This window comes from Streptomyces sp. SLBN-8D4, assembly GCF_049739545.1.
In the GTDB taxonomy this organism is placed as follows: Bacteria; Actinomycetota; Actinomycetes; order Streptomycetales; family Streptomycetaceae; genus Streptomyces; species Streptomyces canus_C.
Genome location: NZ_JBMGQC010000001.1, coordinates 1,496,337 through 1,510,997 on the forward strand (window position 1 = coordinate 1,496,337; position 14,661 = coordinate 1,510,997).

Below are 14,661 nucleotides of genomic sequence, written 5' to 3' on the forward strand. Positions count from 1 at the left end.
GGCCCATGAGCGCTCACGCCGTCGCCGCTTTTGAAGGAGCACAGTTGACACCGCACAGCATCGGGCGCCGAAAGGTCGCGAGCACCCCGGTCGAGCTCACCGGGCTCGGCTTCGGGGCCTCCGTCATCGGCAACCTCTACCGAGTCACCCCGGCCCAGGACGCGCAGGCCGCACTCGAGGCGGCCTGGGAAGCGGGCATCCGGTACTTCGACACCGCACCCCACTACGGGCTCGGTCTCTCCGAACGCCGCCTGGGCGCCGCACTCAAAGGCCGGCCACGTGACGCGTACGTCGTCTCCTCCAAGGTCGGCCGCCTGCTCGTGCCCAACGAGCACCCGCGCGGCACCGACACCGAGGGCTTCGTGGTCCGCGACGACCTGCGCCGCCAGTGGGACTTCAGCCGGGACGGGGTGCTCCGCTCCATCGAGGACACCTTGGAACGCACCGGCCTGGACCGCCTGGACGTCGTCTACCTGCACGATCCCGACGACCACTGGAGGCAGGCGGCCGAGGAGGCCATGCCCGCCCTGGCGGAGCTCCGGGATCAGGGAGTGATCGGCGCGATCGGCGCCGGAATGAACCAGTCGGCCATGCTCGCCCGCTTCCTGCGCGAGACCGCGGCCGACGTGGTGATGCTGGCCGGCCGGTACACCCTCCTCGACCAGTCGGCCCTGGACGACGTCCTGCCCGCCGCCGAGGAACTCGGCAAGAGCGTGGTGGCGGTGGGGGTCTTCAACTCCGGACTGCTCTCCCGCGACCACCCCACCGAGGGCATGAAGTACGACTACCAGGAGGCCCCGCCGGAGCTGCTCGACCGCGCCCGGGCGATCGCCGACGTCTGCGCGGCCCACGGCACCACCCTGCCGGCCGCCGCGATCGCCTTCCCCTACACGCATCCCAGCGTCGTCAACGTCACCCTCGGCATGCGAAATCCGCAGCAGGTCGTGCGGAACGCAGAACTCCACCGCCGGTACGTCCCCGACGGTCTCTGGGACGATCTCCGCGCCCGGGGACTCATCAGGTCGGACGTGCCCGCGGCTGACGGGCCCGGAAGGAGCACGCGGTGTCTCTGACCGACAAGGCCATCGTGCAGATCCGGGAGCTGATCCGCAGCGGAGCGCTGCCGCCGGGCTCGAAGCTCCCGCCGGAACCGGAGCTGGCCGCCCAGCTGGGCCTGTCCCGCAACCTCGCCCGGGAGGCCGTGAAGGCGTTGGCCGTCGCCCGGGTCCTGGAGGTCCGGCGGGGCGACGGCACCTATGTGACCAGCCTTCAGCCGAGCCTGCTGCTGGAGGGGCTCGGCGGTGCGGTGGAGCTGCTGCAGGGCGACTCCGCCGCGCTGCAGGACCTCATGGAGGTACGGCGGCTCCTGGAACCGGTCGCCACCGCGCTGGCCGCCACCCGGATCTCCGACGAGCAGCTGGCCGAGGTCGAGCGGCATCTGAACGCCATGCGCGAGGCCCAGGACGACGTGGAGCGGCTCAACGCTCACGACGCCGCGTTCCACCGCGCCGTCATCTCGGCCACCGGCAACGAAACGCTCCTGACGCTCCTGGAGAGCATCTCCGGGCGCACCCTGCGCGCCCGCATCTGGCGCGGCCTGGTCGACACCCAGGCCTCCGGCCGGACCCTCGCCGAACACGAGGCGATCTTCTGGGCATTGTCCGTCCGCGACGCCTCCCTCAGCCAGGCCGCCGCACTGCTGCACGTCAGCAACACCGAGCTGTGGCTCAAGGACCACCTGCGTTCGGGAGAAGCACTCCCGTGGGGCGTGACCACAGGGGCCTGACCAGCCCTTCCCCAGACGCTCTTCCGTCTGGCAGAAGCCGCCTTGCGGAGCCACCACCGGCGTCAGGAACCTGTTCCCAACCACGGCACGCGGGGCGACGGAGCGCCAGCCGGTCGCGTTGCTGTCCAACTACCTCCCGGCCACCCTCCTCGCACTCGACACCGAGCGGCTGGAGTCGACCGGCCTGTACCGGATGATGCGCACCGCCGGCATCACCCTGCACAGCGCCCGCCAGACCATCGGCGCCCGCTCCGCCACCCCCGAGGAGGCCGGCCGCCTCGACGAGAAGGAGGGCGCCGCCCTGCCGACCATGCAGCGCACGGCGTACGACGACACGGGCCACCCGGTCGAGTACGGCACACACATCTACCGGGCGTCTCGGTACGCGTTCGACTCCCAGCTGCTGGTGCGGGCGTAGCGGGGACGAGGGCGGGCCCGTCCGAGGCCCGTCCGCCCTTGACGCACCGGGGGCGGGCCGGAACAATCGTATGGTTACATCGTAAATGTACGATGCCTACGAAGGGCCGAGCGCCCATGAGCGCACCGTCAACAGTCCTGGTCACCGGTGGGGCGGGCTTCATCGGCAGTCACACGTGCGTCGACCTGCTGGACCACGGCTACGAGCTGATCGTCGTCGACGACTACTCCAACAGCACGCCGCAGGTCTTCTCCCGGGTCGAGCGGATCGCCGGCCGTTTCGTCGGCACCGTCTACGAACTGGACATCCGGGACCGGCACGCCCTGTCGGCGGTCTTCACCCGCCACTCCGTGGACGCCGTGGTGCACCTGGCCGCCGTGAAGTCCCCGAGCGGGTCCCTGACGCGGCCCGTCGAGTGCTACGACACCAACGTCGGCGGCACCACCGCCCTGCTGTCGACCATGCACGAGCACGGTGTGCACCGCCTGGTCTTCGCCTCCTCCTGCATGGTCTACGGCGACGCCGGCCCCGGTCCGCTCGACGAGGCCACCCCCGCCCGGCCGGTGACGCCGGACGCGGCCTCGAAGTGGCTGTGCGAGCAGATCCTGGCGGACGTCTGCCGCCGCTGCCCCGAGTACACGGTGCTGTGCCTGCGGTACGCCAATCCGGCCGGCGCGCACCCCAGCGGGCTGCTCGGCGAGGATCCGCCGGGCGGACCCGAGACCCTGATGCCCTCCGTGGCCCTGACCGCTGCCGGCCACCGGAGCGTGGTGCACATCCACGGCGGGGACTACCCCACCCCCGACGGCACCGCGATCCGCGACTACATCCACGTCATGGACACCGTCGAGGCGCACCGCTTGGCGCTCGACCACCTCGTCGGCGACCCCGGCATGCGGGTGTACAACGTCGGCCTGGGGCAGGGCAGTTCGGTCCTGGACGTGGTCGCCGTCTTCTCCGAGGTGTGCGGTGAGGAGGTGCCGTACCGGATCGGTCCGCGCCGTCCCGGCGACGTCGCCGGACTGGTCACCGACGCGAGCGCCGTCACCCGGGCCTGGGGCTGGCGGCCCACCCGTGACCTGACCGACATGTGCCGGGACGTCTGGCGGTTCCAGCAGCTCAATCCCCATGGCTACGCGGACTGTTCCCGGTGATCCGGGGACGGTGCCCGCCCGGAGGCGTGTGCCGATGACCCACCGGTCGATGACCGTCTACACCGTCGTCGTGGCGGGTCTGGCCTGTGTCTCCATGACCCTTGCCGACGCGCACGTCCTGGTCGAGGCTCTCATCGGCCTGGGCAGCGCCGCGGCCGTCCTGACCGGCGTGCGCCTGCACCGTCCCGCGCGCTGCTGGCCATGGCTGGCCCTCGCCGCCGGCCTGCTGGTGTTCACCGCGGGTGACACGTACTACGACGTGCAGGACCAGTACTTCCGGGCGCTGGCCCCCTCCCCCGCGGACGCCTGCTTTCTCGCGGTGTACCCCCTCTTCGCCGCGGGACTGTCCGGCCTCGTCCGGTACAGCTGTGGCCGCCGGGACCTGCCCGGTCTGCTGGACGCCCTGATCGTCACCGCCGGCCTGGGCCTGCCGGTGTGGATCTACCTGGTGCAGCCGCTCGCCGCGCTGGACGGGCTCACCTGGCAGCAGCGCGCGATCAGCCTCGCCTACCCGCTGGGCGACCTCCTGCTGCTGGCCCTGCTGGTCCGGCTGCTCGCGGCCGGCCCCGGCCCCCTCCACAACCGTGCCGTGCAACTGCTCGGTCTGGGCATGCTGACGCTGCTCGCCTTCGACATCACCTACGGGATCCTGCGGCTCGACCAGAGCCAGCCGCCCGACACCCTGCTGGACGTCGGCTGGATCGTCTTCTACCTGACGTGGGGGCTGGCCGGCCTGCACCCGTCGATGGCCCGGCTGACCGATCCGGAGCCCCGGGCGGAGTCCCTGCGGCCGCAGTGGCGCAGGCTCGTCGTACTGACCGTCGCCACGCTGATCGCACCCGGCATCCTGGTCATCGAGGAGCGGACGGGCACCGTGCGCCACGCGACCGTACTCGCCACGTTCTCGGCCATGCTGTTCCTGCTGGTCATCCTGCGGCTCGCGGGCATGGTCGTCGCCCACCGCAGGGCGGTGTCACGCGAACACGTGCTGCGCGCGGCGACCGCCTCCCTCGTGGCGGCCATGGCTCCGCACGAGATCGCGCGGGCCTGCGACACGGCGGTCACGGCCCTGGTGGGACCAGACGTGCCCCATCTGACCCTGCTCGTGCCGTCCGGACGGTCCCGGTACCTCCACAGGCTCCTCGCGGGCGCCGACGCTCCCTGGGACCCGCGGGGCGGTCCTCGCCACGGCTGCCGCCTGATCCCCGCCGACCGGCTCGGTCCGGACCTCGCCCCCGCCCTCGGCGCGCTGCCGTACGCCCTGGTGTGCGCCGTCGGCCAGCCCGACCGCAGGGCCGGCGACGACCTCCCGAGCATGCTGGTGGCCGCGGGACCGGAGCGCCGGCTCGCCGACGTGCGCGGGACCGTGGAGATCCTCGCCTCGCACGCGGGACTGGCCGCGGACCGTATCGCCCTGCGCCGGGAGATCGTGCACCAGGAGAGCGAGGCGTACTTCCGCACGCTGGTCCGCAGCGCCTCGGACGTCATCCTGATCGTCAACGACGACACGACCGTGCGGTACGCCAGCCCCTCCGCCGAGGCCGTCCTGGGCAGCGCCGCCCTGACCGGCACGGCGCTGCGGGAACTGGTGGACCCCAGGGACCGCGACCGGGTGGAGAGCACCCTCATGGCGCCGGACGGCGACGCGCGCCAGGAGAGCCACGACCACTGGCGGGTGCTGCGCGGAGGCGGCCACATCGAGGTGGAGGTGCGCTGCCGCGACCTGCGGCGGGACGAGACCGTGGGCGGACTGGTCGTCACCCTGCGGGACGTGACCGAACAGCGCCGGCTGCAGCAGGAACTGACCCAGCGGGCCTTCCACGACCCGATCACCGGTCTGCCCAACCGCACCCTGCTGCTGGAGCGGACCCACCGTGCGCTGCTGCGCGGACGACGCGAACCCGCGCTGACCTGTCTGCTCTTCATCGACCTGGACGACTTCAAGAACGTCAACGACACGCTGGGCCACTCCTGCGGCGACCAGCTCCTGAAGGCGGTCGGCGAGCGGCTGGAGGGAACGCTGCGCCGTACCGACACGGCGGCACGGCTCGGCGGCGACGAGTTCGCGGTGCTGATGGAGGACGCCAAGCTGCCGCTGGACGCCGAACTGCTGGCGGCGCAGGTCATTCAGACCCTGAGCAGACCCTTCCGGCTGTCCGGCGACACCGTGAACGTCTCCGCCAGCGTGGGCGTGGCCACCGCTCTCGACACCACGGACGCCCAGGAGTTGCTGGCCCTCGCCGACGTGGCCCTGTACGCGGCGAAGGCGGCGGGCAAGCGCCAGTGGCGCCGCTTCCGGCCCCAGCTGCGAACCCGCATGACGCAGCGCCAGGATCTGCGGGTGCGGCTGGACGACGCGATCGCCCGGGACGAGTTCGCGCTGCTGTACCAGCCCGTGGTGGACCTCGTCACGGACGAGGTGGTCGGCTTCGAGGCGCTGGCCCGCTGGCCGCACCATCGGCACGGGCCCGTACCCCCCGACCAGTTCATCCCGCTCGCCGAGGAGACCGGGCACATCACGCCGCTGGGCGCCTGGGTGCTGCACAGCGCCGCCGCCGACATGGCCCGGCTGCAGCACCAGGTCGGGCGGCCGGCGCCGCCGTACGTCAGCGTGAACGTCTCCGGTCGTCAGTGGCAGGAGCAGGGCTTCGTGGACGAGGTGTCCCGCGCCCTGGACACCCCGGGCCTGGCCCCGGGCTCACTGCAGCTGGAGCTCACGGAGTCGGTGCTGATGCGACGGGACGAGCGGATCGACGAACTCGTCCGGGAGCTCAGGGACCTCGGTGTGCGCATCGCCGTGGACGACTTCGGCACCGGGTTCTCCTCTCTGCGCTATCTGCACGACTTCCCCGTGGACGTCCTCAAGATCGACAAGTCGTTCATCGACGACATCCCCGAGGACACCCGGCAGGTCAAACTCGTCGAGGGGATCGTCCGCCTCGCGAGCACGCTCGAGGTGCAGGTGATCGCGGAGGGCGTCGAGGCGTCGCCGCAGCGCGACCTGCTGACCGCCATGGGCTGCCGGTACGGACAGGGTTTCCTGTTCGCGCGGCCGATGACGGTGCAGGAGGGGGCAGCGGCGGTGCGTGACGGACGCGCCCTCAGCGACGGTTCGGGGCGAGGGACGACAGGGCGAACGCCGTCTCCACCAGCGCGACGTGGCTGAACGCCTTCGGCGCGTTGCCCAGCTGGCGGCCCCCGTCCGGGTCCCACTGCTCGGCGAGCAGACCGACGTCGTTGCGGATGGCGAGGACCCGTTCGAAGACCTCCCGGGCCTGCCGCGGATGTCCGGTCGCGGCAAGGCTCTGGGCGTACCACAGGGAGCACGAGACGAACGTGCCCTCGGGGTCGCGGATGCCGTCCAGGGTGTGCTCGGCGGCGTACCGTCGCACGAACCCCCCGTGGTCCAGCCGCCGCATGGCGCGCACGGTGGCGCGCACCCGCTCGTCACCGGCGGGCAGGAAGCCGAGGCGGGGGATCAGCAGCGCCGAGGCGTCGAGGGCCGAGGAGCCGTAGTACTGCACGAAGGACCTCTGCCCGCTGTCCCACCCCTTGCGGCAGACGTCACGGTGGACCTCGTCGCGCATGGCCCGCCACACACCGGAGGAGCCGTTCCTGCCGAGCAGCACCCCCATGCGCACGGCACGGTCGGCGGCCACCCACGCCATGACCTTGGAGTGGACGAACTGTCTGCGCGCTCCCCGCACCTGCCACATCCCCTGGTCCGGCCGGCGCCAGTGCCGCTCGAGGTGGCCCATGAGCACCTCCACCAGGTCCCACACATGAGCCGGCATGGGGATCCCGGCGCGCAGCGACAGCCAGAGCGTGTCCATGACCTCGCCGTACACGTCCAGCTGGAACTGAGGCATCGCGGTCCCGAACCGGACCGGCTGCGAACCCTCGTAACCCGTCAGCCACGGCGCCTCGGTCTCCGTCAGGAGCCGTTGGCCCTCGACCCCGTAGACGGTCTGCAGATGATCCGGGTCACCCGCGACGGCCCGTACGAGCCAGTCCAGCCAGGCCGTGGCCTCCTCCCGGTAGCCGCTGCGCAGCAGACACGACAGGGTGACGGTGGAGTCGCGCAGCCAGCAGTACCGGTAGTCCCAGTTGCGCTCTCCCCCCACGCAGCCGGGAAGCGACGTGGTCGGTGCCGCGACGACACCGCCCGTGGGGGCGTACGTGAGCGCCTTGAGGGTGATCAGGGAGCGCATCACCGCCTCGCGCCACGGTCCGGCGTAACGGCACTGGGCGCTCCAGCGTCGCCAGAACTGGCTGGTCTCCTTCAGCGCCGTCTCCGCCGGAACGTACAGCGGTGGGGGCGGCTCGGTCAGGTGCGACGGGGACCAGACGAGCGTCAGGGCGAGCCTGCGGCCGGCCGTGGCCACGAAGTCGTGCACCGTGCGGTCCGCCCGGTCGGGCCCGTGCACCGGCCCGTCGGCGTGCAGCCAGACGGCGTCCGGACCGGCGACCGCGACCGTGCCGGACTCGCCGACCCGGACCCACGGCAGCACACGGCCCTGGTGGAAGCGCAGCCGGAGGTCGCTGCGCACGGTCACCCGGCCCCACAGCCCCTCCACCATGCGGACCAGGCACGGCGACTGCGTGCGCGGGGGCATGAAGTCGACGACCCGCACGGCGCCGGCCGCGCTGTGCCACTCCGTTTCCAGGATCAGGGTGTCCCCGCGGTAGGTCCGGCGGGTGCACCGGCCGCCGGCGACGGGTGCCACCCGCCAGAAACCGTTGTCCCGGGTGCCCACGAGCGCGGCGAGACAGGCCGGCGAGTCGAACCGGGGCAGGCACAGCCAGTCGACCGATCCGTCCCGGCCGACCATGGCGGCGGTTTCCAGGTCGCTGATGAGGGCGTAGTCCTCGATGGGCGCGTTCATGACGGGAGCCGCTCGTAGTCGCACCCCTCGGAGTCGCTGCGCCCGTGGTCGCACCGGCGTGCCGGGTCGCGCCGCAGCAGCGGCTCCCACCAGGAGCGGTGCGTCCGGTACCAGTCGACCGTCTCCTCAAGGCCCGTGACCAGGTCCTTGCGGGGCGCGAACGCGAGCTCCGTGCGGATCTTCGTGCAGTCGACCGAGCGGCGGTGGTCGCCGCCGCCCCGGCCGTCATCGACGAACCGGACCGTCCCCCGGTCGGCCCCGCAGGTGCCCAGCACCAGCCCGGCGAGCTCCTGGTGGGAGAGTTCGTCGCCGGCGCCGATGTTGTAGACCTCGCCCGGGCGTCCGCCCCCGCGGACCAGTTCGATGCCGCGCACCTGGTCGTCGACGTGGATCCAGTCGCGGACGGTGAGCCCGTCGCCGTACAGCGTCACGGGGCTGTCCTGAAGGACGTGGGTAATGATCAGCGGGACGACCCGCTCGGGGAACTGATGGTGCCCGTAGGTGGTCGAGCACCGGACCACGCGCACGTCGATGCCGTGGGTGCGGTGGTACGCAAGCGCCAGCAGGTCGGACGCCGCCTTGGATGCGGCGTAGGGCGAGTTGGGCCGCAGGGGGGCGGTCTCGGGCCAGGAGCCGGCGCGCACGGAGCCGTAGACCTCGGCGCAGGAGACGTGGACGAACCTGCGCAGCCCGTGCCGCAGCGCCGCCTCCAGCAGGGTCTGCGTCCCCAGGCCGTTCGTGCGGACGGCGGGAGCGCCGGCCGCGAAGTGCACCACCTGGTCGTGTGCCGCGGCCAGCGCATCGACGAGGTCCCGGTCGCAGATGTCGCCGCGGACGAAGGAGAAGCCCCGCGTGTGACGGACGTCGTCCAGGTTGGCGGGGTTGCCGGCCCCGGTGAGCTTGTCGAGGACGGTCACCGCGACGTCCGGGGGGCCGCCGGTACCCAGCATCGTGCGCACGTAGTGCGAGCCGATGAAACCGGCTCCGCCGGTGACGAGGATGCGGGTTGGAAGGGTGGTCCTGTTCCGCGTCATGATCACCGCCCGGATTGATCTTTAATACGTATGTTTACACCGTATACGTAAATCATCCGCCCGGAGTCCCGTCGAGTCAACCCCGCCCGGCGGACCATTACCGCCGCCTTCCAACTGCACGCCGTGCGGGGCGATTCGACACCTTTGACCGAATTATCCTCCGGTGTGTCAGACGTCACTGGAACCGGCCCGGCATCGGCAACTCGGGGAAACCACAAGCATTTCCGTGAAATGTCGGCATGCTTCGACGCGGAACGGCCCTTGCGCATGAAATCCGCCTCGCGCAGAGTCCATGACCGTTCAGCCCGCCATCGCTTCGCGCATGAGCAGGCTCAACTGCCGAAGCCTGGGGGGCGAAAGGGTCACACCGTATATGCCGACAAAACACACAGCTGTCATTGCTCGACACCGCCGCCCGTTTGCCGCGCGGACAAAGGCGGGCGGTCTTCTGCTCGCCACCGCCGTCCTCGCCGGCGGCGCACTCGTCCAAGCCGCACAGGCCAAGGCGTCCACGGCGCCGATCGTCGTCGACTCCCTGTCCGTCTCCGCGACGCCGGACGGCCAACTCAAGGCCACCACCAGGGTGCACGCCACAAGAACGATCAAGGTTCAGGCCCTTGCCGTAGCCGCGCGTTCCGCCGGCGGTGGAGCCTTCGACTTCCCCGGCGCCGCCCCGGCCACCCTCAGCGCGTCGCCCACCACCTACACCTCAGGCAGTCGCGTGTTCCCCGCCGGCACCTACACGTATTTCGTCTCCTACAAGGTGCACGGCAGCTGGTACCGCCTTTCCCCGGTGAATTCCTTCACCACCGGAGGCGGTTCGGCCTCCACTCCGTCAGGAACACCGACGGCGACGGCCTCCCCCTCCCCCACCGTCTCGACGCCGACCCCCACGCCGACGCCGACCTCCACACCCACGGCCACTGCGTCTTCCTCGGCCTCCGACGCACCGCTCGGCGTTCCAGGGACGTGGCGCAACGTATTCGACGACGAATTCAACGGAACGAGTCTCGACGGCTCGAAGTGGAACCCGAACTGGCTCGGTTGTTCCGGTTGCACCACCAAGCCCGTCAACTCCGGTGAACTCTCCGCCTATTCGCCCTCACAAGTGAGCGTCAGCGGCGGAAATCTCCATCTGAAGGCCGTCCAGCAGTCGGCGACCGTCAACGGCACGACCTATCCGTACGTCTCCGGCCTGGTCGAGAGCAACGGAAAGGCCCAGTTCACCTACGGTGCTTTCGAAGCCCGTATCTACACCCCCGCGTCCGGTACACAGATCGCGAACTGGCCCGCTTTCTGGACCGACGGGCAGAACTGGCCCACCGACGGGGAGATGGACGTCATGGAGGGGCTGGGCGGCTCGGCCTGCTACCACTTCCATTCCCCGGCCGGCGGTCCGGGCGGCTGCGCCTCCGGCTCGTACACGGGATGGCACACCTTCGGCGCCGAATGGGCGCCGGGCTCGGTCACGTACTACTACGACGGCAAGCAGGTCGGACGCATCACGACCGGGATCACATCCGCTCCGATGTACCTGATCCTCAACAACGCCGTCAGCTCCACGCACGGCGGACCCACCCAGGTCCCGGCCGACATGATGGTCGACTACGTGAAGGTCTGGCAGCACTGACCGACCCGGCACTCCCGCAGGCGCCGGCCCGCCTCCCGCGGGCCGGCGCCGCTCGGTGCCCGGCGCTCAGGGAACCGTCCGGTCGTGTTTCGAACGCGCAAGCCGGCGCGCCACCGCCCCCGTGAAGCGGATCGCCTCACTCACCGCCGGCAGGGGGTCGTCCAGGCTGAGCCAGGCCCGCTCCGTGGGCCTGACGTGCAGGAGGTCGGGGGGCAGTCGGCGTTCCGTGCGCAGCCATGCCGCCACCGACGGCAGATCCAGTTGCCCCGCCACGAAGATCCGCCCTTCGGCCTGAGGACCCTCGGGTATGTCCCGGCCGGTCAGATCGAGATGCATCGCGCGGACGACATCGACTCCCTGGACGTTCTCGAAGAGACGGAACTGGGCGCCGGTACGGGGGTTGAAGTCCACCAGTTTGTACTTTGCGTCCCTGCGGTCGTAGCGCCAGTCGAGGTCCGCCACCCCGCTGTAGCCGATGCTTCGGCACAGACGGTCCGCCAGTTCGGCCAGCTCCGGGTTGCGCAGCGCCACGGCTCGGGTGGTCACTCCGGCGTACGGGGGCCAGGACCGTATCTTCAGGCCGGTGAACAGGACCCGCGGCACACCGCCCGGACCACAGTAGAGATGGGTGATCCAGTCCTCCGCCTGCCGCCTGGGGATGTACTCCTGCATCAGGACGGGCGGCAGCGCCGTCCTGAAGCGGGCGAGCAGTTCCCGCTCGTCGCGCACCACCGTGGTGCCGCAGACGGCGGGCGTGCGCAGACGGCTGAACGGGCCCAGGTTCTTGAGCACCAACGGGTAGCCGAGTTCTCGCCCCGCGTCGACCATCTCGGCACGGTCCGCCGGGGCCAGTGACCGAGGCGTCGGCACTCCGCTCTCAGTACAGGTCCTGTGCATGGTCGCCTTGCCCGCCAGAAGGCGCGGCAGGCCGGCCGGCACGGGGGGAAGCAGGAACCACTCCGCCAGCCGGTCGGCGTGCTCGGCCAGCACGACCGCCGCCTCGTCGTCGGTCGGCACCGGTACACACCGCCTGCCGATCGTTCGTCCGATCGCAAGCAGCGCGTCCCTGAGCCGATCCGGCTCCTCCGCCCCCGTCGTCGGACGGACGAACCCGCGGGTCACATGACGCGAGAGCGCGACCGGGGTGAAGCGGTCCTCGACGATCGCATACACCGGCACCTTGAGCCGCCCGACCGTGCGGACGACGCCCAGGCTGCCGTGATGCTGCGGATAGCGGCCGACTTTGGCCAGGAGCACGGGCACCTCGTCGTCGAGCAAAAGGACCACCCCTCGTCCTTTCGAAAGGAACCGGCGCGGGAGGGGATCTATCATGATGAGGTGATATGTCGCATTTCTTTCATTATCCCGGAAATCGCGGACACCGCTGCGCGGAAGAGGCGCGACATGAGGCCCACCCCCGGCATGCCCCGGCTGAGCGGTCTGCTGCCTCTCTACTTCCCCCGGCTGTTGGGGGGCGTGGACGACCGCCTCAGGGCCCGGCAGTTGGTGCGGGGTATGGGCAGGTGCGACATCACCGTGATCCGGCGCCCGTCCCGCATCCAAGGGAATCTTCTGGTGTTCGGGCTGCGTCAGGGCTCACTGGACCTCGTCGTCAAACATCCGCGAGACGGACGGGGGGCCGCCACCGTCGCCCGCGAGCGGAGGGCTCTGCAACAGCTCCGCGCCGACGAGCGACTGGGCCCCTGGCGCCCTCTGCTGCCCCGGGCGGTCGACTCCGGACCGCGGCTGTCCGGAACGCTCGTGCAGAGCAGGCTGCCGGGTGCCCTGGCGGAGCGGCTGATCCGGGAGGGCCCGCAGGACCCTGGCCGCGCCGCCGCGCCCGCCCTGCGCCTGCTGGCGGACCTGAGGTGCGCGACGGGCCGTCGCCGCCCGGCAGCCGAACGGACCGCCTGCTGGTACGTGCCACAACTGGCGGTCCTCCGCGCGGAGATCCCCTCCTACGGCGCGGGCCGCGGAGCGGCGGCACTCCAGGCGCTGCGCCGTCGACTGGACGCGGCACTGGCCGGCGCCGTGCTCACCGAGGGGTGGACCCACGGCGACTACCACGCGGGCAACGTGCTGCTCGAAGGCGACCCGCTCCGGGTCAGCGGAGTCTTCGACTGGGGCAACGCCCAGGCGGACGGTCCCTGTGAGATCGACGCCTACACCTTCGTCCTGGCCCTGCGCAGCATGCTCACGGGGCGCCCGCACGGTGTCATCGTCGCCGACACGCTGCGCACCGGCCGACTGCCCGACGGCGACGCCGCCCTTCTCGCACTGGCCGGAGTGGATCCCGACCGGGACATCGGCGACCCGTCGGCTCTCGCCCTGCTGACCTGGCTGTGGCATGTCGCAGGCAACCTCCGCAAGTCGCCGAGGTTCGGCCGCAGTCACTGGTGGCTCACCGCGACCGTCGCCCCCGTCCTGAGGGAGAGCTGCCGATGGGCCCGCGCCGCTGACACACACCTTCACCGCTGATCCCGTCAACGGGCGCACCGCGGCCCGTGCGAGCCCCGAGGAGGCAGTGCGCATGCCCGAGAAACCCGTCGTCGTGATCGGTGCCGGCCCCTACGGGCTGGCGACGGCCGCCTGGCTGAGCGTGACCGGGGTGCGACGACGCGTCTTCGGTGACCCGATGGAGAGCTGGTGCACGCACATGCCGCAGGGCATGTACCTCAAGTCGGTACCCACGGCCTCGTCCATCTCCGCGCCGGAGTCCGGATACCGCTTCGAGGACTTCCGCGTCTCGCGGGGGTTCGCACCCGTGGGAGACCGGTACCCCATCCCCGTCGAGGAGTTCATCGCCTACGGACGGTGGTTCCAGGAGCGCCGGGTGCCCGAGGTGGAACGGCGCAAGGTACGCACCGTGCAGGCCGTTGACGGACTCTTCGGTGTCACCCTCGACTCCGGCGAGCAGTTCCTCGCCCAGCAGGTGGTGATGGCCACCGGACAGGTCGCCTTCGCTCACGAGCCGCCGGAACTGCGCGGGGCCCTCCCCGACGACCTGGTCTCCCACGCCAGTGGGCACCGTGATCTGAAGCGCTTCGAGGGACAGCGGGTCGCCGTCCTCGGTGCCGGGCAGTCCGCCCTGGAGAGCGCCGCCCTGCTGCACGAGGCGGGCGCCTTCCCCACCGTGGTCGCCCGCGCCGGTTCCCTGGCGTTCGGATCTCCCCCGGCCACCGACCGGCCGGCCGACCGGCCCCGGCCCGTACGGCTGGCGAAACCAGGCTCACCGCTGGGTCCCGGATGGTCGCTGGTGGCCTGCAGTTACGGCGGAGCCGCCTACCGGCATCTGCCGGAGCGGGTACGGATCCGGCTGCTCCACCACGTGCTCGGACCGTCCGGTGCCTGGTGGCTGCGACAGCGGGTGGAGGGACGCATCCCGGTGCTGTGCGGCCGTACGGTGTACTCGGCGCGAGCCGAGGACGGGACAGTGCGCCTCGAGGTGGTGGACGCCGCCGGAGGCGGGGAGACGCTGCGGGCCAACCATCTGCTGCTCGCCACGGGCTATCGCGTGGACGTCGACCGGCTGGGCCTGTTGACGTCAGAACTCCGCCGAGAGTTGGCGACCTCCCACGGCGCCCCACGCCTCTCGTCGGGGATGGAGTCCTCCGTGCCCGGCCTGTTCTTCACCGGACTGGCCGCCGCCCCGACCTTCGGGCCGGTTCTGCGGTTCGTCGCAGGCACGGGACTCGCCGCGCGCAGGGTCGCCCATGGCGTCGTCGCGGGCGCGGACCGCTGACCGGGCCCCTG

At 71.3% G+C, this 14,661-nt stretch carries 10 protein-coding genes and 1 pseudogene; 8 read left to right on the forward strand and 3 right to left on the reverse strand.

All coding sequences use genetic code 11. The features are described from left to right. Window positions 1-5 precede the first annotated feature (5 nt). The 5 genes and pseudogenes from RKD20_RS06975 (at window position 6) to RKD20_RS06995 (ending at window position 6,524) form a co-directional block, all read left to right on the forward strand. Entirely contained in the window at window positions 6-1,073 is a 1,068-nt protein-coding gene (locus RKD20_RS06975) for an aldo/keto reductase (RefSeq protein ID WP_424876918.1), read from the forward strand. Further along, the gene (locus tag RKD20_RS06980) at window positions 1,064-1,786 is read left to right on the forward strand and encodes a FadR/GntR family transcriptional regulator (protein ID WP_424876919.1); all 723 of its coding nucleotides are present in this window, start codon (window positions 1,064-1,066) and stop codon (window positions 1,784-1,786) included. Before RKD20_RS06975 ends, RKD20_RS06980 begins: the two co-directional genes overlap by 10 nt. A 94-nt stretch (window positions 1,787-1,880) precedes the next feature. Further along, a pseudogene (locus tag RKD20_RS06985) lies at window positions 1,881-2,204 on the forward strand (UTRA domain-containing protein); the annotation flags it as partial. Between the two features lie 116 nt (window positions 2,205-2,320). Next, the gene (galE, locus tag RKD20_RS06990; protein WP_424876920.1) at window positions 2,321-3,358 is read left to right on the forward strand and encodes a UDP-glucose 4-epimerase GalE; all 1,038 of its coding nucleotides are present in this window, start codon (window positions 2,321-2,323) and stop codon (window positions 3,356-3,358) included. A 34-nt stretch (window positions 3,359-3,392) separates the two neighbouring features. Continuing rightward, on the forward strand, window positions 3,393-6,524 hold the full coding sequence (locus RKD20_RS06995; protein ID WP_424876921.1) for an EAL domain-containing protein: 3,132 nt from the start codon (window positions 3,393-3,395) through the stop codon (window positions 6,522-6,524). Here RKD20_RS06995 and RKD20_RS07000 read toward each other — a convergent pair. Continuing rightward, window positions 6,460-8,244, reverse strand: a complete 1,785-nt coding sequence (locus RKD20_RS07000) for a glycoside hydrolase family 15 protein (protein WP_424876922.1) — start codon at window positions 8,242-8,244, stop codon at window positions 6,460-6,462. The genes RKD20_RS06995 and RKD20_RS07000 overlap by 65 nt on opposite strands. Continuing rightward, the gene (locus tag RKD20_RS07005) at window positions 8,241-9,278 is read right to left on the reverse strand and encodes a dTDP-glucose 4,6-dehydratase (protein ID WP_424876923.1); all 1,038 of its coding nucleotides are present in this window, start codon (window positions 9,276-9,278) and stop codon (window positions 8,241-8,243) included. The genes RKD20_RS07000 and RKD20_RS07005 overlap by 4 nt, the downstream gene beginning before the upstream one ends. Before the next feature lie 373 nt (window positions 9,279-9,651). Between RKD20_RS07005 and RKD20_RS07010 the strand changes: the two genes are divergently transcribed. Next, window positions 9,652-10,908 (forward strand): glycoside hydrolase family 16 protein, encoded by a 1,257-nt coding sequence (locus RKD20_RS07010; RefSeq protein ID WP_424876924.1) that lies wholly within the window; start codon window positions 9,652-9,654, stop codon window positions 10,906-10,908. A gap of 66 nt (window positions 10,909-10,974) precedes the next feature. Here the strand turns inward: RKD20_RS07010 and RKD20_RS07015 are convergent, their stop codons facing one another. Continuing rightward, a complete protein-coding gene (locus RKD20_RS07015) occupies window positions 10,975-12,195 on the reverse strand; it encodes an ATP-grasp domain-containing protein (protein WP_424876925.1) in 1,221 nt (406 codons plus the stop codon). A 117-nt stretch (window positions 12,196-12,312) separates the two neighbouring features. Here RKD20_RS07015 and RKD20_RS07020 point away from each other — a divergent pair, with 117 nt between their 5' ends. Together RKD20_RS07020 and RKD20_RS07025 are read left to right on the forward strand one after the other, a co-directional pair. Then, window positions 12,313-13,386, forward strand: a complete 1,074-nt coding sequence (locus RKD20_RS07020; protein ID WP_424876926.1) for a phosphotransferase — start codon at window positions 12,313-12,315, stop codon at window positions 13,384-13,386. 52 nt (window positions 13,387-13,438) lie between these two features. Continuing rightward, the gene (locus RKD20_RS07025; RefSeq protein ID WP_424876927.1) at window positions 13,439-14,650 is read left to right on the forward strand and encodes an NAD(P)-binding domain-containing protein; all 1,212 of its coding nucleotides are present in this window, start codon (window positions 13,439-13,441) and stop codon (window positions 14,648-14,650) included. The last annotated feature ends 11 nt before the right edge of the window (window positions 14,651-14,661 follow it).

Excerpts from the sequence above, each read along its gene's own strand:
- RKD20_RS07020 (WP_424876926.1), top strand. The coding sequence starts at position 12,313 with ATGAGGCCCACCCCCGGCATGCCCCGGCTGAGCGGTCTGCTGCCTCTC.
- RKD20_RS07005 (WP_424876923.1), bottom strand. The coding sequence starts at position 9,278 with ATGACGCGGAACAGGACCACCCTTCCAACCCGCATCCTCGTCACCGGC.
- galE (WP_424876920.1), top strand. The coding sequence starts at position 2,321 with ATGAGCGCACCGTCAACAGTCCTGGTCACCGGTGGGGCGGGCTTCATC.
- RKD20_RS07000 (WP_424876922.1), bottom strand. The coding sequence starts at position 8,244 with ATGAACGCGCCCATCGAGGACTACGCCCTCATCAGCGACCTGGAAACC.
- RKD20_RS07025 (WP_424876927.1), top strand. The coding sequence starts at position 13,439 with ATGCCCGAGAAACCCGTCGTCGTGATCGGTGCCGGCCCCTACGGGCTG.
- RKD20_RS06975 (WP_424876918.1), top strand. The coding sequence starts at position 6 with ATGAGCGCTCACGCCGTCGCCGCTTTTGAAGGAGCACAGTTGACACCG.
- RKD20_RS06995 (WP_424876921.1), top strand. The coding sequence starts at position 3,393 with ATGACCCACCGGTCGATGACCGTCTACACCGTCGTCGTGGCGGGTCTG.
- RKD20_RS07010 (WP_424876924.1), top strand. The coding sequence starts at position 9,652 with ATGCCGACAAAACACACAGCTGTCATTGCTCGACACCGCCGCCCGTTT.